Source organism: Rhizobium aouanii (assembly GCF_037002925.1).
Taxonomy (GTDB): domain Bacteria; phylum Pseudomonadota; class Alphaproteobacteria; order Rhizobiales; family Rhizobiaceae; genus Rhizobium; species Rhizobium aouanii.
In genome coordinates, this window is the sequence record NZ_JBAMYD010000026.1 from 39276 (window position 1) to 60664 (window position 21389).

General features: G+C 61.3%; 19 protein-coding genes and 1 pseudogene. 3 read left to right on the plus strand and 17 right to left on the minus strand.

Annotation, left to right across the window (positions count from 1 at the left end):
• The first annotated feature begins 73 nt into the window (after positions 1 to 73).
• On the plus strand, positions 74 to 679 hold the full coding sequence (locus V8P77_RS31905) for a hypothetical protein (protein ID WP_264399542.1): 606 nt from the start codon (positions 74 to 76) through the stop codon (positions 677 to 679).
• Positions 680 to 791: 112 nt separating this feature from the next.
• Positions 792 to 1037, plus strand: a complete 246-nt coding sequence (locus tag V8P77_RS31910; RefSeq protein ID WP_264399543.1) for a hypothetical protein — start codon at positions 792 to 794, stop codon at positions 1035 to 1037.
• A gap of 349 nt (positions 1038 to 1386) precedes the next feature.
• Here V8P77_RS31910 and V8P77_RS31915 read toward each other — a convergent pair whose 3' ends face one another.
• The 5 genes from V8P77_RS31915 to V8P77_RS31930 all read right to left on the minus strand — a co-directional run bounded on the left by V8P77_RS31915 (position 1387) and on the right by V8P77_RS31930 (position 3128).
• Positions 1387 to 1689: a thermonuclease family protein gene (locus tag V8P77_RS31915; protein ID WP_319641418.1), complete on the minus strand. Its 303-nt coding sequence runs from the start codon at positions 1687 to 1689 to the stop codon at positions 1387 to 1389.
• A gap of 54 nt (positions 1690 to 1743) precedes the next feature.
• Positions 1744 to 1935 carry a hypothetical protein gene (locus V8P77_RS31920; protein WP_264399544.1) on the minus strand — a complete coding sequence of 64 codons (192 nt, stop codon included), beginning with the start codon at positions 1933 to 1935 and terminating at the stop codon, positions 1744 to 1746.
• Complete coding sequence (locus tag V8P77_RS34870; protein ID WP_264441030.1) at positions 1883 to 2017, minus strand: YHYH domain-containing protein; 135 nt, start codon at positions 2015 to 2017, stop codon at positions 1883 to 1885. Before V8P77_RS34870 ends, V8P77_RS31920 begins: the two co-directional genes overlap by 53 nt.
• A gap of 180 nt (positions 2018 to 2197) precedes the next feature.
• Entirely contained in the window at positions 2198 to 2437 is a 240-nt protein-coding gene (locus tag V8P77_RS31925; protein WP_319641421.1) for a hypothetical protein, read from the minus strand.
• Positions 2418 to 3128 (minus strand): SOS response-associated peptidase family protein, encoded by a 711-nt coding sequence (locus tag V8P77_RS31930; protein ID WP_335916243.1) that lies wholly within the window; start codon positions 3126 to 3128, stop codon positions 2418 to 2420. The genes V8P77_RS31925 and V8P77_RS31930 overlap by 20 nt, the downstream gene beginning before the upstream one ends.
• Positions 3129 to 3842: 714 nt before the next feature.
• On the opposite strand from V8P77_RS31930, the pseudogene V8P77_RS31935 reads away from it, so the two are divergent.
• Positions 3843 to 4403, plus strand: a pseudogene (locus tag V8P77_RS31935) (ATP-dependent DNA ligase); the annotation flags it as partial.
• Between the two features lie 254 nt (positions 4404 to 4657).
• Here the strand turns inward: V8P77_RS31935 and V8P77_RS31940 are convergent.
• From V8P77_RS31940 to V8P77_RS31995, 12 genes are all read right to left on the minus strand, one after another.
• Positions 4658 to 5344: a hypothetical protein gene (locus V8P77_RS31940; RefSeq protein WP_264399546.1), complete on the minus strand. Its 687-nt coding sequence runs from the start codon at positions 5342 to 5344 to the stop codon at positions 4658 to 4660.
• Positions 5335 to 6570, minus strand: coding sequence for a vWA domain-containing protein (locus V8P77_RS31945; RefSeq protein WP_264399547.1), 1236 nt, complete (start codon positions 6568 to 6570; stop codon positions 5335 to 5337). The genes V8P77_RS31940 and V8P77_RS31945 overlap by 10 nt, the downstream gene beginning before the upstream one ends.
• A 5-nt stretch (positions 6571 to 6575) precedes the next feature.
• Positions 6576 to 6917 carry a hypothetical protein gene (locus tag V8P77_RS31950; RefSeq protein ID WP_264399548.1) on the minus strand — a complete coding sequence of 114 codons (342 nt, stop codon included), beginning with the start codon at positions 6915 to 6917 and terminating at the stop codon, positions 6576 to 6578.
• 67 nt (positions 6918 to 6984) lie between these two features.
• Positions 6985 to 7710, minus strand: coding sequence for a hypothetical protein (locus V8P77_RS31955; protein WP_264399549.1), 726 nt, complete (start codon positions 7708 to 7710; stop codon positions 6985 to 6987).
• A 54-nt stretch (positions 7711 to 7764) separates the two neighbouring features.
• A complete protein-coding gene (locus tag V8P77_RS31960; RefSeq protein ID WP_264399550.1) occupies positions 7765 to 9354 on the minus strand; it encodes a formylglycine-generating enzyme family protein in 1590 nt (529 codons plus the stop codon).
• Positions 9347 to 10537 (minus strand): ABC transporter permease, encoded by a 1191-nt coding sequence (locus V8P77_RS31965; RefSeq protein WP_264399551.1) that lies wholly within the window; start codon positions 10535 to 10537, stop codon positions 9347 to 9349. The genes V8P77_RS31960 and V8P77_RS31965 overlap by 8 nt, the downstream gene beginning before the upstream one ends.
• Positions 10534 to 11274 carry an ABC transporter ATP-binding protein gene (locus V8P77_RS31970; protein ID WP_264399552.1) on the minus strand — a complete coding sequence of 247 codons (741 nt, stop codon included), beginning with the start codon at positions 11272 to 11274 and terminating at the stop codon, positions 10534 to 10536. Before V8P77_RS31970 ends, V8P77_RS31965 begins: the two co-directional genes overlap by 4 nt.
• 37 nt (positions 11275 to 11311) lie before the next feature.
• Complete coding sequence (locus V8P77_RS31975) at positions 11312 to 13201, minus strand: vWA domain-containing protein (protein WP_264399553.1); 1890 nt, start codon at positions 13199 to 13201, stop codon at positions 11312 to 11314.
• A 19-nt stretch (positions 13202 to 13220) separates the two neighbouring features.
• Positions 13221 to 14243, minus strand: coding sequence for a hypothetical protein (locus tag V8P77_RS31980; RefSeq protein WP_264399554.1), 1023 nt, complete (start codon positions 14241 to 14243; stop codon positions 13221 to 13223).
• Between the two features lie 28 nt (positions 14244 to 14271).
• Positions 14272 to 16974 (minus strand): virulence factor SrfC family protein, encoded by a 2703-nt coding sequence (locus V8P77_RS31985; protein WP_264399555.1) that lies wholly within the window; start codon positions 16972 to 16974, stop codon positions 14272 to 14274.
• 10 nt (positions 16975 to 16984) lie between these two features.
• Entirely contained in the window at positions 16985 to 20083 is a 3099-nt protein-coding gene (locus tag V8P77_RS31990; protein ID WP_264399556.1) for a virulence factor SrfB, read from the minus strand.
• Positions 20084 to 20105: 22 nt separating this feature from the next.
• Positions 20106 to 21389 carry a hypothetical protein gene (locus V8P77_RS31995; protein ID WP_264399557.1) on the minus strand — a complete coding sequence of 428 codons (1284 nt, stop codon included), beginning with the start codon at positions 21387 to 21389 and terminating at the stop codon, positions 20106 to 20108.

Genomic DNA, 21389 nt, shown 5'->3' on the forward strand with positions numbered 1-21389 from the left:
CGGTTGAATTGGCGTGTGAGGATATAATCGCTGCGGCAGGGTCGCAGTCCAGGTTGCTCAAGGTGAGAACACTATGAAGACACCGTGGAAATTCCTTGTTCAATTGGCGTCGCGGCCACGACCGGCAAAGGTGCAAGAAAGTTCGATTGGGCATGCCATTGATCCCGAGGCGATCGAAAGCAAAGCGGATCAAACTTCAATACCTGCGTCTGATTCAACGGCAGCTTCCGGCATACCTGATCGTGACGAGAGCGTCTCCGCTGCTCAGGTGTCAGTGGCATCGAAAAAACCGGAAGGCGATCCCGACTTCGTGCGGGCGCCAGGTCCCCCGGTTGATGCTGAAGAGGCTCAAACGCCCGCAGAGAGTGCAGCCCGTCGTTCGGATGCCGAGGCGGGCGCGTTGGTAGCGTATAGCGGGCCAAATACGAAGTCTCAAAGAAAACCGCGGACCAATCGTCGCGAACGGGCAAAGAGAGTTAATGCCGGCGTGGTCGCGCAAGGGGCAATCGCCACAAATGAAGGTCAAAGCATCAAATCGTCCTCTTCCGGGGATGCTTTCTTCGATGAAGTGGCAAGCCTTGACGAGGAAATCAAACAGCTGAGAAGCATGCTGACGACAAAGCTTTATCTGCAAAACGTTCAGTTGAAAAAGATGCTCGCGCGATTCGACGTTTTGTAGGCTTGGCTACGATTTAAGATTGCATACGAATGAAAGAACCGCGACGAACATTCGTTGTCGCACTCAAATCGGGGCGACGGCATGGCATCGAACATCCTTTGAGGAAGGCGGCATGATGAACGTCGATGAAGCTCGCGACCTTCAAGCCAACGAAGATAGCAGCCGCGCCGCTCCAATCCTCATGCGGCGGCCGGACATTGTCGCACTTAAGACAGCGGTCGATCGCACTGGGAAATCAGAGCGTACGATCCGTAGTACCTGGGAGCCGTCCTACTTTCGCAAAAAAGCCCGCGATCTCGCGGGGCTAAAGTCTGACAAACGCGGACTGCCCAAGACAAGCACATCCACGCAGCCTTAACGTAGAAAATCAAGAAAAGTTCCGCGGTGCGAGTTTAACCTGTTAGTAGAAAAACTACGAAAAGCGGGGGCAGTAAAGGGGTGCTTAGTGAGCAAGAGGCCTTATCGGTCTGCTGAGATAATTTTCCGCTGACTATCTAATTTCTGCAATAAAATATTAATTTTGATTGTCTTCCACACCTTTGCTACGGCACTTGAGACTCCAAGATGCGGTAACATTTGGTTATTTTTGCATTAATAATTGAATTACAACAGCAGGTGATATTTTGTATCATTAGCTTGGCCGTTCAGCGAACATTTGCCTAACCCCAAGCATTTGATCTCCTGTGCGTTGGGCGGCTGCTCTATCTTTATCGCAATTCACACCAATCGTTGCGCCGGTTCGGGCTCCATGTTCCCGCGAATCCATCCCGGAGCAGCTTTTTGCCGATTTCTTCACCGTTCGTGCGGTAGATGTTTATGAGCGGCCGGTGCGTTGGTGTGTTGTCCACCGAGCTTAACACCACCCGCAATCCCTTTTCAGCCAAAAGCTCTTTCCGCCTCCCCTTGGCGATCAGCGCCAGCTTCCGTTCCTTGAGGCACTTCGCGCGGCTCCCGATCTCCGGCGCGTCTATGCCAGAGATGAACGGAATCCCTTCGCCAAGTAGCCGCATGCATTTTACAGTGTCCCCGTCGACGACGGGACGCGCAGATGATTGGGCTGGCAATCATTGATCGGTGTCCCCACGATCATCAACGCCGCTGCTGATCGAAACTTTCATCGATTCAGAAATAGGAAAGGCCGCCTGCGCGGGCAGCCTTTCTTTCTGAGACAAATGCGATAGATTTCCTCCAGTGGTCAGCAGATCAATGGCAGTGATAGCCGCCGGTCTTGTGGTTGGTATGGCAACCGTTTCCATCGAGCCCGCCACCGTGCGCAAAAGCGCTTGTTGCTGACAAAGCGAATACAGTCGCTGCTAGAGCGATTTTAACGAACTTCATAAGTTGATTCCCCGGATGTATTTACAGCTTCTAGTAAACCACGCGCACGACGAGAAGTCGATTGCCCTGCAACCGCGGGAACTCTTTTTCAACATCAAAGTTAACAGTCGCCGCGCCTGACGAGATACGATCGAAGCGCCTTTTCCAGCAGTCGCATTCCGCGGGCGTTCACTCCGGCAATCATTGCGTCGTCTCCTCGCTCTCCGCGGCCCCGAGCTTCCGTCTCAGCGTCTGTTCCTGCTCATAAGTCTTTTGCGGAAAGTGCTCCCAGCACCACCAACGAGCCGGGACCGAAGGTGACGGGCTGTTGCCGAAGCCTCCCCATTTCTTGCACCCAGGCTCTTCGCAGTAGTGCTCAAAGAGCAGGTTGGCGCCGGGCGAGTTGAATGGCTCGTGATGCTCATGCGGCCACCGGCTCAGGCTGCAGAAGGATCAACTGATCATCGCGCAATGGCCGTTGCGGCTTGCGAGCCTCTTCCCACGGCGCTGTCAGCCATGTCTTGACCTCATCAGAGGTGGTAAGGATAACCGGCATGGCCTTCTGGTGGACTGGCTGAACGATCCCGTTTGGTTCCGTGGTCAGGAACCCGTAGAGGCCATTCACCGTCAGCCCCTCCTTGACCTTCCTGACGCTCTCCCACTGCGGCACCCAAATGCCGGCAAAAAACATCAGCGGACAGCTTGGATCCGCAGCGAACCAGGCGTTGGGCGTCCGGCCGCCTTCGGGCTTATTCGCGGGGTCCGGCTCTGCAAACGACGTGACTGGCACGACACAGCGAAACTCGACGCTCTGCCAGCGCTTCCAATGTTTACTCTCGACATTGCGGACGTTCGTGGTGCCACCATCCGGCTCCATTTTCAGGAGCTGCTGGATGTCCACCTCCTTGCTCTTCTTCCGGAGTCCGTCGGCCCGCTTCGCCGCGGCCTGGTATATCGCCTGAGACGAACTCGGCAGACCCCATCGCACGTTGGTAAGCTCACGGCCGGCCGGCGTGTTGCGGACGATTGGCGCCATATAGTCGGGCCAGATTTCGGTGATGGGTTCCATATTGCCGGTGCTGTCAATCATCGCCCTTGTGATCGAGCGGATGGCCTCTTGGTTGCTCAGCATCCGATGTAGATTACACACATTTCCCTCCCTTGGTGTCCACGTGTCCCGGCTGGCTGCTAAAGGGTTTCGTCTCGCCAAATAGGATTCCTAACGTCTCGCATAACCAGCGAGGCGTCGGATCGGAAGCCTTCCGACGTCCCAAGATGACGGGTAATAGACGTTCACGTCGATGTACGCACTCTCGTTGCATTCTTGGCAGACAAATCTCAGGCGGCTCAAGGTGGTATTCCTGCGGAGCTTAAGAATGTCGTCCGGCAGGAAGCGGCGCGTAATATTGCAAAGCCCACATCGGACAATCAGTATACGCCCCACCTGCCGCGCCTCTTCCAGGGACCATCGCGACAGCTTCTTCGAGATATTCATTTCGGGCATAGTCAGCTCGGGCGGCTCGATCGAGGGGGTGCGTGCTGCGTGATTGCCATTTCGTCGTCTCAGTGCAGTAGCGGTTGATGGCACCGATCTCATCTGCGCATCCCTGCGCGAGGATCTTCATCGTGCTAAGCCAAGACGGCTTCTACCTCCCACTCGAAATCGGTCTTCGGGGCTTGGGCTAGTGGCAGGCGCACGTTCTCATTCTCCTTGCAGAGCTTAATTCGATCTGTTTTCAGATCGGCGGCCGCCTCGCCGATGTTCTTATTATGTTCACGTCGTCAGATGAGTCGATAATCAATGTGGGTCAATTGATCTTTTAGGCGTGGCCGATGAAATCCTCGCATGACAAAGCCACGTAAGCCTTCCAAGACACTACTCCGCCGAACCGAAGAACCACTCCTCAGTCTGCCACGCCGGCGGCGCGATCCCACCCAGCCGCAGCTCCCGCTCGATCCAATGCCGGCGCGCGTGGAGCCCTGCCTGGCGCTCATCAAGAAGCGGCCGCCGAAAGGACAGCAATGGGCTTTCGAAGTGAAATGGGATAGGTACCGCCTAGCGATCCACATCGGGCCATCCGGCGTCCGGATCCTGACGCGCGGCGCTCATGACTGGACGCATCGTTTCCCGTTGATAGAGACCGCAGCGAAAACACTTCCTGTCTCGACCGCTATCCTAGATAGCGAGGCGGTCGTCCTCGACGATCACGGCCGCACGCACTTCGGCATGCTCCAGCAATCTCTTGGTGGCCGCGGTCGCAAGAAAATCTCACGAGAGGCAGTCCTCATGGCGTTCGACCTTCTTTATTTCGACGGGCACGACCTCACTCGAACCGATCTGGCGGCGCGCCGACACCTGCTCGAGGGCCTGATACCAGCCGGCGGGCAGGGCGCCATTCGTGTGAATCGGCGCCGAGGGCTGACCCTCGCGACATGAGTGTAAGCCTCTGATCTACAGATAGAAAATAGATACTGGGTGGGGTCACAATCGGCGCCGATAGCGGCCCCATCCATGCTAAAAATTTCCAGCAACCTCATGTACTTAATGGTCGTCAGCTCAGGGGTCAGCGGTCAATGCTGATTCACACTCTCGATGAAGAATGGACCGTAACACGGCCATTCGGATCGCGCGTATCGCCGCCACACCCTGCAGCGGCGACCCTATCTGTCGCCCATCGTATTCGGCAGATTGCGCAGGGTTTTATAGCGCGTTTCGATCTCGGCATAGATCAACGCCTTCTGCTCCATCTCCAGTCCGCTCTGGTCGATTTTCTGCAGAGCCTGAAGTTCGAAGCGAGCCGGGCTTTCGATCCGCTCAGGCCACTGGATCTGGCCGACCAATCTCGAAAGATCTGCCTTCCGTTTCTCGCACCCCCCGATGGACTTGATGGTGTAGTAGATGCCGCACAGGCCCATGGCCTGGCCCCCTCTTTTCATCGCGCCGTCGACTGATCCGTCAAGTGCGAGGCCAATGACGCCGCCAACGGCACCGCAGGTGAGCATTTTCTTGTCGAGGTCTGGTATCTTATAGACTTCCTTCAGCAAGCCTTCGAGCTCGTTGACGTACTCCGCGGAACACATCATGTCCCTGACGGTCTCGGCGCATTGCTGCGTCATGCCGACATCCTCGAAGGGCAACGGCACGCGTTGTAGCCTCTCGGGCGGCATCAACGAGAGAACGGCGACGGTCCGCCGCCAGTTTCCGGGGACCAGCTTGCAGTAGCGCAGGACCAGCGGCTGCAGTTGATCGCCGAGGCCATCCTCGGCGGCCACGGGCGGCGTCGGGCCGACTATGGAAATCCCACCCAGGATGATCGCGATTTTGAGAAGGTGATGTATCAGTGGCATGATGGCTCGCCTCCCGTGATGAGCTGACTGATCTGTTCGTCGATATTGGTGGCGCCTGCAGCATCAATCAGCTGCCCGCCCGTCGCCTCAGCGATACAGGCAAGCTCCCGCCCGCCGCCGATCGCAAGCACATCGACACGAACGCCGCCATTTTGGCGCGCCGTCGCGCAGGGATCGCCGCCGCAGGTGTCGCGACCGTCGGTGACCAGAACAACCCGGCCATTGCCATTTCCTTTGGCACGGGCCAGTGCCGCCTTGAGAGCCTGCGCGACGGGCGTCGCAGGCACAGGCTTCAGCGATTGTATCTGCGAGACCAGGTCACCGCGCTTTTCATCGCCGAAGAGCCCTGCATCGACCACACCCTGGCATCCGCCGAACGTAACGAGGCCAACGGTATTGCCGGATGGCAGGGCGCCGATCGAACGCGTGATGACCTCCTTGAGCACGTCGAGACGCTTCTTGCCTGGCTGATCGATATAGCTGTCGTAGATTTTCTCTGCCGCCCAGCCGGCCGGCGTCTTCTGGTCCATCAACGCTTCGAGATCTACCGCGACGCTGTCATCCATATCGACGGGAAGGGCCATGCTCCTTGAATGGTCGATGGCCAGGAGCACCGGACCGGGTTGGTTTTGCGCGTTGGGCTGGCAGGCGTCATTACCAGCGCTCTGGGCGGCAGGATCGGTGACCGCGGGCGCTTGCGAGGCGCCATCCGGGCTGCCTTGACCGTTACCCTGGCCTCCGCCAGGCCCATCGCCCGGCGGATTGCTCGGTGCGGCTGGCCCCACTCCAGCAGCCGATCCCGTCCCGGCGCCCGGCACCAATGCAGACCCAGGCGAAATCGGAGGCGCCGGTGTCCGCGCAACTGAACCGTCACCGCCCGCGCCCGGCCGGCTCGCCGGTTCGGCCGTTGCGCCGCCGGGAGCTGCCGGCGGCTTGCCAATCGGCGCGGGGCTCATGGGGGCGGATCCTGAACCCCCTTGTGGCACGTCTGCGCGGCAGAGGGGCAGCGCCCGATACTGCCGCTCCAGCGCCGCCAGTTCCACGCTCAATCCCTGCTGCCGTTGAAGCGCGCCGGGCGAAGCGATGGATGCCTCGCACCAGGAAAGCCGGTATCCGAACAGGCCGATACCGCAGGCGCGCAGCATGTGCTGGCCCATCAGCGCGAGGATCGCCGCAAGGAGCAGCCAGAGCAGAACGACGGCAACGGAGAGCAGGGAGCGTGTCATGGGCGTCAGCGGCTGAGATAGGAAATCTGCTGGCGCAGCGTCGCGATCTCTCCTTCGAGGCGGCGGATCTGTGCTGCGGAAGAATTCTGCGAGCGGGCGGCGGCAAGCTCGGCCTGTCGCGTTTCCAGTCTTGCGCGAAGCGATGCCGCCTCGATCTGGCGATCTGCCGCCGTGTGGCGCAGGTCGGCCGTCTGCCGGGCATAGGTTCCGTCAGACAGATTGCCGCGCGCGCACCAATAGTTGTCGAAGCGTGGATCGCCGGTGCACGAGCTCTGGCATCCCGACAGGCCGCCGGCCGCGATGCTCAAAAGAATGATTGAAAAGCTGGTAATGGTGCGCGTTCTCATGATGGTCCCTTCCTGTCCATGCGTGCCCGACCCTCGGTCGGACACGCGGTTTGGCTCTTTCAGCGGGTCAGACGCCGAGATTGATATCGTCGGGCACGCGGCTGTAGACTGTCACAAGCGCATTGCGCTGTGACTGGAGCCGGCTTTTTTCCCCTTGCAGTTGGGCAACCCTGGAGGAAACCGGGGCCCCGTTCTGGCCTTCGCTGCGCAGGTCGCTGATGTCGCGCTCGACCTTGCTGATCTGACCGTCGATGATCGACAGGTTGCCCCTTGCACCCGACAGCCTGCGGCGATATTCGCCCTTGTCGACCTTGCCGGCCCGGTATTCGCCGTTGAGACGGCCAATGCGGCCGTTTTCTTCGGCAATGAGCTGCGAGGTGACACCGTTCATCCGGCGGTAATGCGCGATATTGTGATCCGCATTGGCAATGATCGTCCGATAGCGATCCTGCTGGCCAGCCTCGGCGCGTGCGCCCCGATTGACGTTATTGGCATCGATGCCGCCGGCCACACCGCCGATAACGCCGCCGGTAATAGCGCCGCGTGCAATCGAGCGGCCATCGCCGCCGGTCAGAGCGGCAAGCAGTGCGCCGCCGGCCGCGCCCAGCACCGCGCCGGTTGCAACGCCCTGGGCGATGCGGACGTCTTCGTTCTGCCGCTGCCGCAGGGCGATTTCGGCCGAGGACATTGTCGACGGATCGCCCGAGACCGTCGTGCACGATGTCACAAGCAGAGTGCCAATAAGTACAGGTGCGATGAATTTACGTGTCAGGAAGTGCTTATGCGTTGTCATGGAGCCCCCTTGAGCCGGTTGATAGTATTGGATCATTACGTCTGGTCGCCCGGTCTATTGCATCGACTGGTCGACCAGCTTTTTCAGGTAATCGATGATCGGTCGCATGCGCCCGTCGCGGCGAAACGACTGAATGTTGTGCTGAAGGACTGCAGCAAACTGCAGGAGATTGCCCTGGCCCTGCTGATTGAGCTCCGCCTGCATGCTGCGCGATTGCGCTGCAACGATCTCCTCGGGGTAGGCAGCAATGCGCTCCAGCGAGATGGCATAGGCGCCCGAGAACGTGTCCATCTCAGAGACAAATTGTTTCAGTCTTGTCTCGAAGCCCGCCTTTGTCGCGCCGTCTGTTTCCGTTGAGATGACAAAACTCAACTTCTTCTGCGATCGCAGACTGAGATCGAGTTCGCGCGTTATGATCACGGCATTGACGAGAACTGCGCGCAAGTTCAACGCCTCGAGCTCGTTGCGCCGCGCAAACTCTGCCGCAAGCCGCGCATTCAACGTTTCGATCTCGGTGCGCAGCGATTGGTTCTGTATCCGCTCGGCCGCCCGCGCCAGCTCTTGCGTCGGCTGGTCTTCGGCCGGTCCCGGAACCTGCCGCTCGATTTCCTGGACAGCAGCCTCAAGGCGCGACATTTGCGACAGATCGGCCGGCACCGACGAGGTGCTGACCGCCACTCTGAAGCCCTGCGAGCGGCGCTTGAATTCGCCGTTCATCTGGACGTCGAAGAACGGGCGCTCGTCGCGCCGGGCCGATGTCAACGTTTTGGCCTGATCAAGGAAGGACCCCCCGCGGGTTACAAAGCCGCCGATGCCGCCATGCAGGCGACCGGTGCGCGTCATGCGGAACGGCTCGAGGACGATTTCCTCGGCATTGCCGTAGACATCGTAGAGGCCGAGCGGGTTCGGCTTCTTGCCGCCGACCGGCTTGATCTTTCCGCCCGAGGATGCGGCGCTGTTGAACCAGGCGTAGTCGTTGAGATCGCCTTCGCCGAAAAACAAGGGCTCGTTACGCTGCGCATCCGATACAGAAAGTCCGCCGCGGGCGGCAAATTCCCATTCGGCCTCCGTCGGCAGGCGAACGAAGCCGTTGTCCACGCCGAGCTGGCTGAGCGAGGCAAGATGGTTGCTCGTGCCGGCATAGATCCATTGATTGAGCCTTCGCGTGAATGTGACGGCGTCGTACCAGCTGACATCGGTTGCCGGCAGCACATCCTTTCGCTGAGGCGCCGGCGGGCAATTTTCCGGGCCGTCCATCACCGCCTTGTATTGGGCGATCGTCACTTCGTAGGCGCCGATCAGATAAAAGCGTTCGCCGGTCGCCGGATCGCTAAGACTGCCGGTCAGATATTCCGGCCGGCGAAACTCGATGAAGCCGCGCGAGCGGTCGACGGCGCGGCCCATGCTGATCTGACGGTCGCTGAGCGGCCCCGTCGGAGAGTTTGGGTCGACGGAATCCGTGACGACGCGCCGGAAGGCGATCTGTCCGCCGCATGGCAGCGGCAGGAGCAGCATGCCGTCGACCTGTGTCGGATTGTAGATTTCCGGCGGCCAGGCGTCCTCGGCGCTCGCCGCCAGTGGGACGACAGCGAGGGCAATGCCGGCGAGCCTGGCGCCGAAAAAGCTGCGTGACCTGTCAGTCATCTCGTATCATCTCCCGTGGGTGAATGGCCGAAGCCCTGACCGCGATCGACAACGCGATGAGAAGCTGGAGGAGCAGCACAACGGCCGAAATGCCGGCGACATCGGCAGACGGCAGCGAAAAGATCGGCCGGTCGCCGCCTGTCACGCCGATCAGAAGACGATTGCCGATGCCCGCCAGGCCGTAGGCCGAGAGGACGGCAAGTGCGGTGCCGCCGAAAGCCACGAACGAGCCGATGACGATGAAGTAGAGCCCGATGCTGGAGCGTGCAGCACCCATCAGCGCGAGCAGGGCAACATGGCGTTTCAGCTGTGCCAGCACGGCCGACAGCCCGGCCCAGGAGGACAGGCACAGGCCCGCAAGCAGAATGCCGCCCATGGCGATGACGATCGTATTGAGAACGTGGTCGAGCCTCAGCACGTTTTCGATACGCGCCGCATTGCTTTCGACCACGAAGCCCATTTGCTGCAACGCCGCGGCGGCACCGGCAACCGCCTCGATGCTGTCGGCGTAGATCCGAAGGCCTGAATAGATCCGTGGCCGGCCGGCGACCGGCTTGCCGTCCTGGCCGAGCGAGGGCACGGCATAACCGTCGATAAAGGCCTCGACATCCTGCACCAGTTCCGGCGACACGAAGATCCACTGGCCGCCGACACCCTCTCCCGCGACGATGCCGGCCACCTTGAGATCGACCCGCAGCGTTTCGTTCTCATCCCGCCTCTGGTTCGACATGGCGATCGTTCCGCCGACCGGCACGCCGAGCTTTTCAGCCAGCGCCTTCGAAACGAGAGCGCCCTTCATGTCGGTGATGTCAGGCGCACCGACCGTCAGGGGATCGCCCACCGCCGTCGGCATCAGCGATACCGGCGTCCGGCGGGCGCCATCCGAAAGGCTTGCGAAAGCGCGTGTCGCCAGCAGGCGCGCCGTTGGGATGACGAAGCCTATGCCCGGCAGGGAACGGACGTCCGCAACCTTGTTCTGGTCGATCAAATAATCGCCCCGCAGCCGCAATTCGAGATTTGACGGCGCCGAACGCAGCTCGCGCATCAGGCCGGCAATGAACCCGACCTTCATGCTCCAGAGCAGCATCAGCGGCACCAGCACCGAAACCATGCCGAGGATCGCGACGGTATGGCGCCGCGGCTCGCGGATAATCGACATGATCGCCAGCTGCACGCCGATCAAAGGCCGACCTCCCTTGCGGATGCATCGAGCGGTCGCAACACGTTGATCGTTGCCGATCCCTCGCGCCGCTTCGTCTCGATGACGTGAAATTCGAACTTGAATTCGCTGGCGAGTTCCCAGTCATGGGTGATCATGACGACCGCAGCACCTGTCTGACCGGCCGCCCACAGGATCGTGGTGATCGCTTGACGCGCCGTCACCGGGTCGAGGGCTCCGGTCGGCTCGTCGCAAAGCACGACACAAGGCCTGTGCGACAGCGCCCGTGCGATTGCTGCCCGCTGCCTCTGTCCGACGGAGAGTTCTGCCGGCCTGGCGTTGAGCAGCATGTCGATCCCGAGCATGCCAGCAAGCTGCTCGGCATAGGCGCGATCGGGTCGATGCGAGACCTTCTGCTGCACGGCCACATTCTCCGCAACGGTCAGGAACGGAAAGAGCGGGCTCTGCTGCGTGATATAGCCGAAACAGGCAGCCCGCAGCCGCGCAAGGGCGGAATGCCTTTCGGCGATCGTGGCGAGATCGATCAGCTCTTCGCCGTCGTCGAGTTCGAAGCGCCGGCAATCGTCCGGCTCGGTCACCATGGCCAGGATGTCCATGACCGTGGTCTTGCCGGAGCCGGTCGATCCGACGATCGCTTTCCTTTCCCCGCCCGCAATCGAAAAGAACGGCACGGCGAGGCGGAACTCCCGCTCCTTGTCGGCCAGTGTCTTGTTTAGCGCTTCAATACGGATCGCGATCATGCTGTAACTCGGATCGTCCTTTGAGGGTTCGGCCGGTTCACGGCATGCGGTCGAGCGACATGGTGGTGACGTATTCGCCCGGCGCGGCATCCTCGTGCAGCGCGAACCAGAGGTCGGGATTGTTGTGCACACGTTCGTAGAATTCGAGCTTGGAGTTCAGGGCGTGCATGATGTCGCGCTGCTCGGTGGCCCCGGCGCTGACCCAGTCCTGCATCGTCAATGCCGTAGTCTGGCTCTTGTAGGGCAGGTCGTCGAGATATTCGGCGATCGCATTTCCAAGCGTCCGATTCTCGTTGAGCTGCGTCGGATCGTTGGATGTCCTCAGGGCAAGATCCTGGATGTCCTGAAAGAACCTGTTGGCATCGAGCAGCTCGCCCGGCCGATTTGCCCGCTCGACGATTTCCCGCAGGTTCTCCGTCATGGTCGACAGCTGGTTCTTGGTCAGAAGGATGCGTACATCGAGCGCCTGCCGGCGAAAATCGTTGAAGGCGCGATCGACCGTCCAGGCACGGTAAAAGGGCGGCGCGCTTTCGCCTTCGCGGCTGCCCACATATTCGAGCTGGAAGGCGCGCGCAGCGCGGCGGATATTGGCCGATGTCGAAACATCCTGCGCCTCGGGCTCGGTGATTTCACGGTTGGCGGCGATGTCGCGACTCGTGCCCAGGATTTCGGAGGCGACGACGTCGATCTCCGAGCGGAAGGCGTGCAGGTCGCCGTTCCTGACGGACGTGTAGCGCGCATAGGCGGACCCATCCATCGCCGAGACTTCGCGATATTTTGCCTCGGCCGAGGCATGGTCGCTGGCGCCTGCCGGCGTCTTCAGATGAAGAATCTGGGCCCTGATCTTGTTGGCGCGCAGATTGCCGGCAAGCTCTCCGACGCTCAGCATCTGTGCGTAATTGTCGCCGAGTTCGGGGGAACGGGGGCCGGCATCGGTGATCAGGATGAGATAGCGGGCCTTGAAATCGCGCCAGTCATTGTCCTTGATCGCTAGATCGATGCCGCCGATCGAATCCTCGTCAAAGCCTTCTGTCGGGCGTGACGCAACCTTCATCTGGTCGATCTTCGTAATGAATTCGGCTGCACCGCTATGAGAGGAGAGCGGCAGAAAGTTGCGGACGTGATAGCCGATACCGGGATTGGTGCGCTCGGATTGCCGGAAGCCGACCAGCCCGAAAGAGAACTTGCCGGCAAGGTCGGAGTTTTCCAGCGTCTGGCTGATTTGCTGAACCGCCTGCTTGGTCTGCTCGATATAGGGGTCCATCGAGACGGTGGTGTCGATGACGAAGACGACGGCGGCCTTGAAGTCACGGTCGTCACGGTTTTCGGTGTCTTCCGTCACCGACGCGACTTCGAGAAGGTTCCCCTCGCTGTCGCCGGGCAGATAGGTCGATTCATGGCCCAGAATGGGCAGGAGATAGAAGTTCTGCGCGATGTCGATCGCGTTTTCCGGCTCGCGCGCGATCACGCCCTCGGCCGAGCGTCCGCCGCTCGACAATGCGTGCTCCAGCTGGGCCTTGTCAGCATAAAACGACTGCCGGTCGCGACCTGCATCGGCCCGATTGTTGAACGCGACGACAATCGACTGCTTCCAGTCGACGACGGAATCCCGGGCCATCCAGCCCTTTGTTTCGCCGTGGCTGTTGCTGCCAAGCTCCACGAAGCCGTCCCGCTCGGCATAGATGTAGAAAACCGAAAAGGTCGGAACCTTCGCCTCGACAACATCGCCGTCGGCTCGCGGCTCCTTGCGCATGACGCCGGCGGGCTTAGTGATAACGCGCTGGTAGAGTGTGGTTTTGCCGGGCATCGGCAGTGCTGCCCTGCTCGGCTGATCGGCAAGGGCGGGCACCGGGTCGAAAGCAAGCGGGAGGGACAGAAGAAGTCCCGGAGACAGAAGGCAAAAAGCCAGTAGGATGCGCGTAATCATCGAGGCTTTCCTCTGAGTATCAGGAGCAATAGTCGTCGAAGGCCGTGCGGCTTTCGGCGTTGACGAAGATATCGGGCTTCAGGAAATCGCAGATGCGACGGATATCCTGGCCTGCCGCCTGATCACCGCCGTCCTGCAGTTTCCGATAGTATTCGAGCGCAGTGCGCGCGTTCTTGCGGCCGGTCCAGCCCGTCGTCTCGGTGACGGTCGGGTCGTAGAGCCTGGAATAGTCCTTCTGCGCCTGCACATTGCCGCGCAGCGCGGCCTGATAGAGAAGCTCGTGCGACAGGTCCAGCGTCTGCGGACCCGAGCGGGTGTCTATCGCCGACTGATAAAGCTTCTCCGGCGTCGAGCTGGGATCGCGCAGAACGGCCGACCAGTCGGTCGGAGGCTCCGGCGGAGGCGGAAAAACCATGTCGCGAAGATTATCGACGGTGCTGGTTATGCGTGCCTGAAGGTTGTCAAGCGTTCCCTCAGGCAGAAACCTGACAGCGAAAATTCCCCCGCCGACCAGAGCGATGGCAAGGATGACGAGCGCGGCGATCCATCCAAAATGGCGCCTCGCCGGTGGTTCGATGCCAGGACCGGGCCCAGGTCCGGGATCGCCGATCGGCGGATCGACGATCGTCTTGCCTCCACCGGGGCCGGGAGGCTTCGGGCCGCCGGTATCCTTTTTCCCGATCGGGCCGGGTGTAACGCCGACCATACCATCGCCGCGTGCCTTGCGCCCCGATATGGGGATCGGCGGCCAGAAGTCGCTTTCCGCAAAACCGGTGCCGCCGACCGATATGGTCACGAAGTCGCCATCCTTCAGATGGTCGACGATATTCGGTCCGAGAAGCAGACTGTTTGCCCGCCGACCGTCCGGCGGCTCGATCGCGGCGATCTCGGCTCGAAGGTTCTGCCAGCCGTGCGGGCCGAGGAAGCAGTTTTTTTCGGCATCGCGTTCGACCGTCACGCGCATGCCCGCCGCCGCCGGCATGCCGATGTCGAGCCAGGCATGCCCGCTTCCATGCTCGGCCAGTGCCGACACGATCCTCATTGGCTCTGCTCCTTGGCTGAAACGGTCGTCATACATTCTCCGAAAGCGTCTGAAGGATGTCGCCGAGCTGGGCATTGGCGAGCGGATCAACACCGCCGCCGTTGTCGCTCAGGGCGTTGCTTTCGACCGCCTGGTAGAAAGCGTTGATCCAGTCGTCGACATAGCGTTCCCGGAAACGATCCGGCTGCAGCTTGATGCCGAGCGTGTCATAGGCGGTCGGCCGCGCGGCAAAGACGCTGCGGGCGCGTCCGTCCACTTCGACGACAGGACGTTCCTTCTCCAGCAGAACAGTCGTTCCGAAATCCGAGACGAAGCGGTTGAGAACCTGTTCGGCAGCGACGCTTGCCTTGTCGATCATCTGGTCGCGCCGATCGACGAAGGCGATCCGCAGGATCTGCCGCTCGAGAACCGACACGAGATCGACCCTGCGCGCCGCCGAGACAAGTTCGTTGGCGACCTCCCGGATCCCGTCGGCGGACATGCCGGCAAAACGGGAAAAATGCGGATCGTCCGCCCGTTCGTAGAAATTGTCGACAAGTGCTGCAAAGGCCGCTTCCGCGAGCAGCCTCTCGCGCGAAGCCTGGGCGGCAGCCGCGGACGCGCTGCCTGTGGCCGGCAGCACTGTCGTATCCGCCGAAACCGCACCCGGCCTGGCGCGACCGATGCCCGGCCGCTGTCGTGCCGCCGGTTCTGCCGGGCTTGCGCCGGCCGCCGGCTGCGCAACGGGCACGGCCCGGTTCAGCGTCGCGGCATGGAGCTGGTCGGAAATGCGGCCGCTGTCGAGCATCAGGCCGCGCAGGAACGAGGCGAAACGCTGCGCTTCGTCGCAGAGATAGAGTTCGTCCATGATCCATTCGGCTGCCTGCCGGCGTTCGGTAAGCCGCACCGACACGTCGGAAGCGACGTAGTAGCGGGCCAGCCGTTCATGAAGTCTGGCCTTCAGACGCTGCAGGCGAAAGGCGATCTGACGTTCCTTGATCATCGGATCGCAGACGGGCGCGAGATTCTGGGCGATGTATTGGGCACCGCCATCGTTGAGCTTCATCATTTCATCGAACGCTCGTGCAGCATCCGTGAAATGCTCGCCAACCGCCGGCACTGTGCAGAACGCAGTCTTGAGCGCATCGATGAAAGCTTCCTGGTCCGGCCTGACTGCCGCTTCCCGGCCACCTTCGAACTGGAACACCTGAAGGTTCTTGATGTTGGGATTGCGCATCAGAAAGGTGTTGCGGAACGGTTCGCCGGGCGTCCAGCTCTTCACCCAGGTATCCGGCGTATTGCCGAACGGGTCGAGGAGCGAGGCCTTCATCCGCCCCTCGAAACGCGGGGCCAGGCCGAAGCTTTCGTCGCTCTGCTTCTGTTCGAAATGCATGTCGAACATGGTGAGCACGAAGAACAGCAGCACTTCTTTACCGGGGCGGTCCTGCGGCCTCGCCCCATGTGTGACGCTGATCCATTTGGCGACAACCTGCGGAAGCTGATCGACATCCATGTTGCTCGGTTTGGAGCACAGCAGCATGGAGGTGATTTCCTGCTCGGCGACATAGCGCTGGAACAGATATTCGACCTTTCCGCGCAGAAGCAGGGTCTTCAGCGTCATGTCGGGATTGAGCGCCAGATAGCGGGCCAGTCCGCTCTGCCCCTCATCGCCCTCTCCCGCCTGAATATCGGCGGCCTTGAGGCCGCGGCTTCGATAGCCGGGAAAATCCAGAAGGTCTGTGTGGTCGAAGAAATCCCAGGGCTTGTCGCGAACGGTGATCCACAGCTCGGCCGTCAGCGCCGCGACCGTCGATCGCGGCAGCGATGCGACAGCGCCCGCCAAAGTGCGGATATCGAGGCGCTGCTGCGACCCGGCGGCGATGTCGTTCAGCCCATCGACGACGACCAGGCTGATGATTGCCGGGTCGGTCGCATCGATCGCACCGAGCGGCACGAAGGCATCGCTGGCAAAGCCGAGCTTCTGCAGGCCGCCCGCAAGGTCGACATAGAGTTTGGTGATCGCCTTGTGTTCGCCCCACAAGAGCGAAAAGAAGTCGCCGAGTTCCTCGACGCCCAGCGCCTCGAAGACCTGCTCGGCAACCAGCCAGAACGAGCCGAGCTTGCCGGTCAGCGCGGAGTCGGAAAGATATTGCTTGAAATAATCCTGGAGATCCCAGACGTCCTCGATGCGCAGGCCGTTGTCGGCCCGCCCGCCCGTCCGCCCGCGGAAGCGGTCAAGGTGCCGCTCGATCTCTTCGCGCTCGGGGAAGGTATTGGGCTTGCCGTCGAAGAAATAGGCGTTGGCGAGAATCTTGACGATATCAGTATGCGACAGCAGCCGCAGGCATACGGGAAAGCCCGCCGGCGCCGGAGCGGTGCGAAGCGTGAAGCGCGTGACGACGCCAGTCGATTCCGTTCCCTTGTCGATATTGATCTTGTTGATGTAGCTGACCGGTTCGCTGACACCGTCGAAGACCGCGTAAAGCTGGTCATTGGTGCGGGCGAGCACCGAAATCAGATGCGACTTTCCAACCTGGCTTGCGCCGAAGACGGCAACCGCCATCGGGCGTGTGGACGCCTCGACGAGATGGGCCGCTTCGACGGCCGCACGTCTCAGTTCCTTGCCGAGAGCCCCCTTGGCTTCTCCGAGTCGGCTTTCATTGACGGGATTGTTGAGCCAATCGATGCCGTTGCGCGTGACTGCGACGAGCGCCTGGGCATTGGACTGGAGGAGTTTTGTCGCGTTTCTCATCATCGCTCCGTCAAATCATCAGGATGCCGGAATCGAGCCAGTATTCGCCGGCCGACAAGGGAAATGTCCGAAACGAGATGGTCACCGATCGCTGGACATCGGCACCGTTGTCGTCGATGGCCTCTGCGATGCGGATATCCTCCTTGCTGCCCTCGTGGACGAGAAGCCGGCGCGCACGCTCGTCGGGAGACTCGTCGTCTTCGAGTTCGCTGATCTGGTCGCGCGACAGGGTGATGCGGATCGGCGGCGGCGGCCTGCTGTCGTCGAGCTTCAGATGATAGAGCGGCGAGGTGATCCAGCGTTCATAGGGCAGCTGGCGATAGCCGATCAGCGATTCCGTATAGACCGAAAGGACTTCGTCGCTCGTGGCCGCGCCGCCGACGCCGACCTTGTCCAGGCTGAACAGCACCTTGTTGTCGAGGAGCTTGCCGTCTCTCTCCAGCTCTCCGAGATAGCGGGTCGTCGAATGGGCCTGCAGGAGGTGCGTGTAGACCAGAAAGTTGACGATGGAGCGTTCGGCGAGCGTGCAGAGAACGCCGCCGACCACTGCGCAGGACTTCGGATCTCCGATCGTCGTATTGTCCTTGCTGCGGAAGGGATACCAGTTGCCGGCCTGATAGCGCGCCATCGGCAGCAGACGATCCGGCCCGACGAAGAGCCGGTCTGTCAGGCCTTCGCTGATGGCTGCAAGTTTCGTCGGCCGGCCGGAGAGCAGGACATAGTCGCAATCGAAGTGCGCGAGTGCTTCGCTCATCGGATCGAGCACGACATCCATCGTCTCGGCGATCGCATTTGCGAGCAGCCGGAAATCGAGCGGTACCGGGATCGCCATCAGGTCGAGCGGACCAAGGCCGCTGGCTTCGACGGCGGACTGAACGTAACGCAAAACCGTTTCCGATACGGCCTCGGCATGCCGGATCAACTGACCAAGGCTTGCCGCACCCACGCTTTCGTAGCGGTCAAGGCTGGTCTCCTCGTAGCGCGACATCAGGCCGAGGGCGGCAGGAACAAGGACGCGCAGGACGAACTGCCGGCGATTGTGTTTCTGCTGCTCCGCCATGTTGGCGCGATCGCCGTTGAAGAGATCGCGCAGCATGACACGCGCGTTGGAAAGGCCGTGTTCGAGAAGAGCCCGCTCAAGCGCCGGTATGATACAGCGCTCAATGACTGCGCGGGTAATGTCGTCGCCGGCAATCCGCACGCCTTCGCGGAAGGTCTGAACCGGGACGATGGCACGATCCTCGTCCTGGAAATAGGTGGTGATCATCAGATCGGTGGTGCCGCCGCCGATATCGAGGCTGGCGACGCGCAAGGACGGTTCCAGTGCCGCAGTCTCGGCCGGGGGTTCATCGGTCTTGAAGCGCTTGCGAGGCTTGCCGACGAGTTCGAAGAACTCGCGGATGCGGCCGCCGAACCGGCGGCTGATCTCGCCGTAAAGCCAGACCAGCTGCACGCAGCTTGCCTCGTCCCACGACACGAGCACGCTCGGCCGGGTCAATCCCGGTGGCGGATTTTCCGACCACTGCATGATGTCCCAGATGAAGGCGATGGCGCTTTCGGCCCGCGACTTCATGATCTGCTGTTCGCGGATCGGCAGCGCTGAGGGCAATGTCAACACGATCCGGCGCAGGCGTCTGGGCGCCTCGCTCTGGCGCCGCTCGGAGCGTACGGCAGGATCGTTGATCATGACCATCGCTTGAAAGATCACCTCGGTCAGCATCAGCGCGTAGAAGGAGGAGCGCGAATAGGTCAGATGCTGGCTCGGCCGGGTGTAATCTGCCGACCGGCTCTTCGGGTAGAGGGCGGCAAACAAATCCTTGTCCTTGCGCACTTGCGAAAGCACGTCCCCATTGGGATTGAGATAGCGCCTGGCGAGGCGCCCGATCGGCGGCAGTTCGCCATCGGCGGTATAATCCGATTGCGGGAACCGCCAGGGCTGGTTGACGGCCGCGACGTCCCAGAGATAGCGCTTCGGCGACGACATGCCGACGATCGATTCCGATCCGCTGCGGCGGGATTTCAGGCGGGACGCTTCTGGGCCGACACGCACCATCGTCGGCCAGAAGAAGGCCCGCTCGCGAGTGGACGAACGGGAGAAATTGTCCTTGCCGAACCAGGCCTGCGACAGCGCGACATGACTTTCGAACGGCTCGTCATAGGTATTTGCCGGATATTCGAGATCTCTGAGCCTGAGGATCAGGGAATTGTTGAGCTCGATTGAATCCTCGTTCGGATAGTTTTCGATGAGCATGCCGCAGGTACGGCTGTTGCCGACATCGAGAATGAGATCGACATCGACCGGCCGCAGCGAGCGGCCCTCGGAGACGGTGTCGACGAAGCGCACGTTGCCGGGCTCGATCGTGCTCTGCAACAGATGCAGGAGCGCGATCCAGCGGGCGGCATGTTCGAGCTGATGTGACTTTTCCGGCGTGCGTCCCTTCGTCTTCAGCTTCAAGAATTCGTCGAACAACTCTTCCAGCCAGTCGGCGACCCATGCTTGGACGTCTTCCTTTTCCGTCCGGCCCGGCATTTCGCGCGGATCGGAGAGGAACCAGCCGATCCGGTTCATCGATGCGACAAAGCAGAATTCGCAGGGGTTTGCCGCGTCCATGATGCGCGGTGCCGTGTAGAGGCGTTCGGCATCGTCGGCCTCATCGAGGTCGCCAGCAAGGTTGGTGTCGAAGGCAAAGACCGCCTTGTACCACATGCCGTCGTCATCATGCGGGGTCTCGTCGCGCCTGATGAGCACCCGCACCCAGTTGGTCGGGCCCTTGTCGTAGTCGATCTCGCCATTCTGTCCGCGTCCCGGCCGCCGTCTCAAATAGGGCACCGGCACCCATTTGCCGATGAAGGGATCGAGGGCGGCCGTCTTCGAGATATCATAGGCATCGTCCCCCGCACGCTCGATATTGGGAGGATCCTGGCTGGAATCGGTCTCGTTCCAGCCCTGGAGAAGCTTCCACGGCACTCCGTCCTCCGTCTGCTCGTCCGGAAAGGGTCTCTCGATGAACCTCGGCTTGAATCCGCTCAGCCGATTGAGGTCGAAGGCATGGGTGACGAACTGGATTCCCGAAAAAGGAACAAGCACCGTTTCCGCAAATATCGTCATGACTGCGCTCTCGCTTTTGACTTCATGGATTCAATTTTCCGACAACCGCCGGGCGGCCGAGCTGATTGGCGTCCGCCACGCCCTCGATGACGCGCTCCGACAGGACCGTGTCGCCGTCCTTGCGGCGGATACGAACCGTGTAGGGAATGGCCGTGCGGGTTTCGTTGCGCCGGTTGAAAAGCGTTATCGCGATCGGCACGTCACCGGCCGGGACGCCTTGCTGGTCAGCCCAGGTGATGTTTTCGACCGGCCGCGCCGTTGCGGTCCGTCCATTGTTGGAATCGACGTCCAGAATACCGCCGCAGCCCCGGGGGGAGCGGTAATCGATGCTCCCGGCGCCGCATATTAGCGACAGATCGAGGTCGGCATAACCGTCCCATACGAGCGAAATCTGCAGGCTTCCCTTTCCGGCATTGCGCTCGGCCAGCCGGTCGTCGATCGTCGATTCGAGCGATTGTCCCGAGCGGGCAGCGCCCGGACCGGCAAAGGCAAGTCCACGTGTCTGGCAATCGTCCCGACGGCCGATTAGCTGGCCTTCGAGTGCGACGATTTCGCGTTGCAGGTCGCCGATCGTCGAAACAGTCGCGCCGGCGCGGCATGTGCCGATGTCGAGAAAGGGAATGGAAATCCCGAAAGCGCAGGCGCGCAGCAATACGAACAGGATGATTGCGACGAGGAGCGCAAACAGCAGCCAGAGGAGCAGCGGCAAGCACCCGCGGGCGCTCCGCAAGCGCTCAATCACCTGTCCCTGTTGCGCGACTGCGACTGGCTCCGCCTGGGCGGCCGGTTCGACATAGCGTGCCGGAGAGCCGAGCGACGGGCGTTCCGGCTTCAGCGGCGCGATCTTCGAAAGCCCGCCGCGGTAGCCCGGCTTGCGGGCATGGGTAAACCCCCATGCCGTCAGCACCGGCCAGCCATCGACCGCGTAGATGAAGCCTTCGCCGGGCACAATCAGCGCGTTTTGCAGGGCGGATGCCATGGAGCGGTCGTCCGGGTGCGGACTGGCCGACAATCTGGCGGCGAGGCCCTCGATCTGCTGCTCGATCTCTCCAAGCTTCGTACGCAGAGCCTCGGCCTGCGTTTCGTCGAGTGCCGAAAGCGGCTGCGCCGCACCGCGCCTTCGGCTGTACCAATCGCTCTGGGAGCCGTCCCTGTTCGTTACTGGTTCGGCAAGCAGGGAGGCAGCGTCGGCGCCTATCGCCTGCGAGAGGCAGTCGACAAGGCGTGCATGATCACGCTCCGACAGCGGGCCGACGGGCTGCAGATCGATCGAAGACGTCGAAGCGATCTTTTGAAGGTCTGCCAC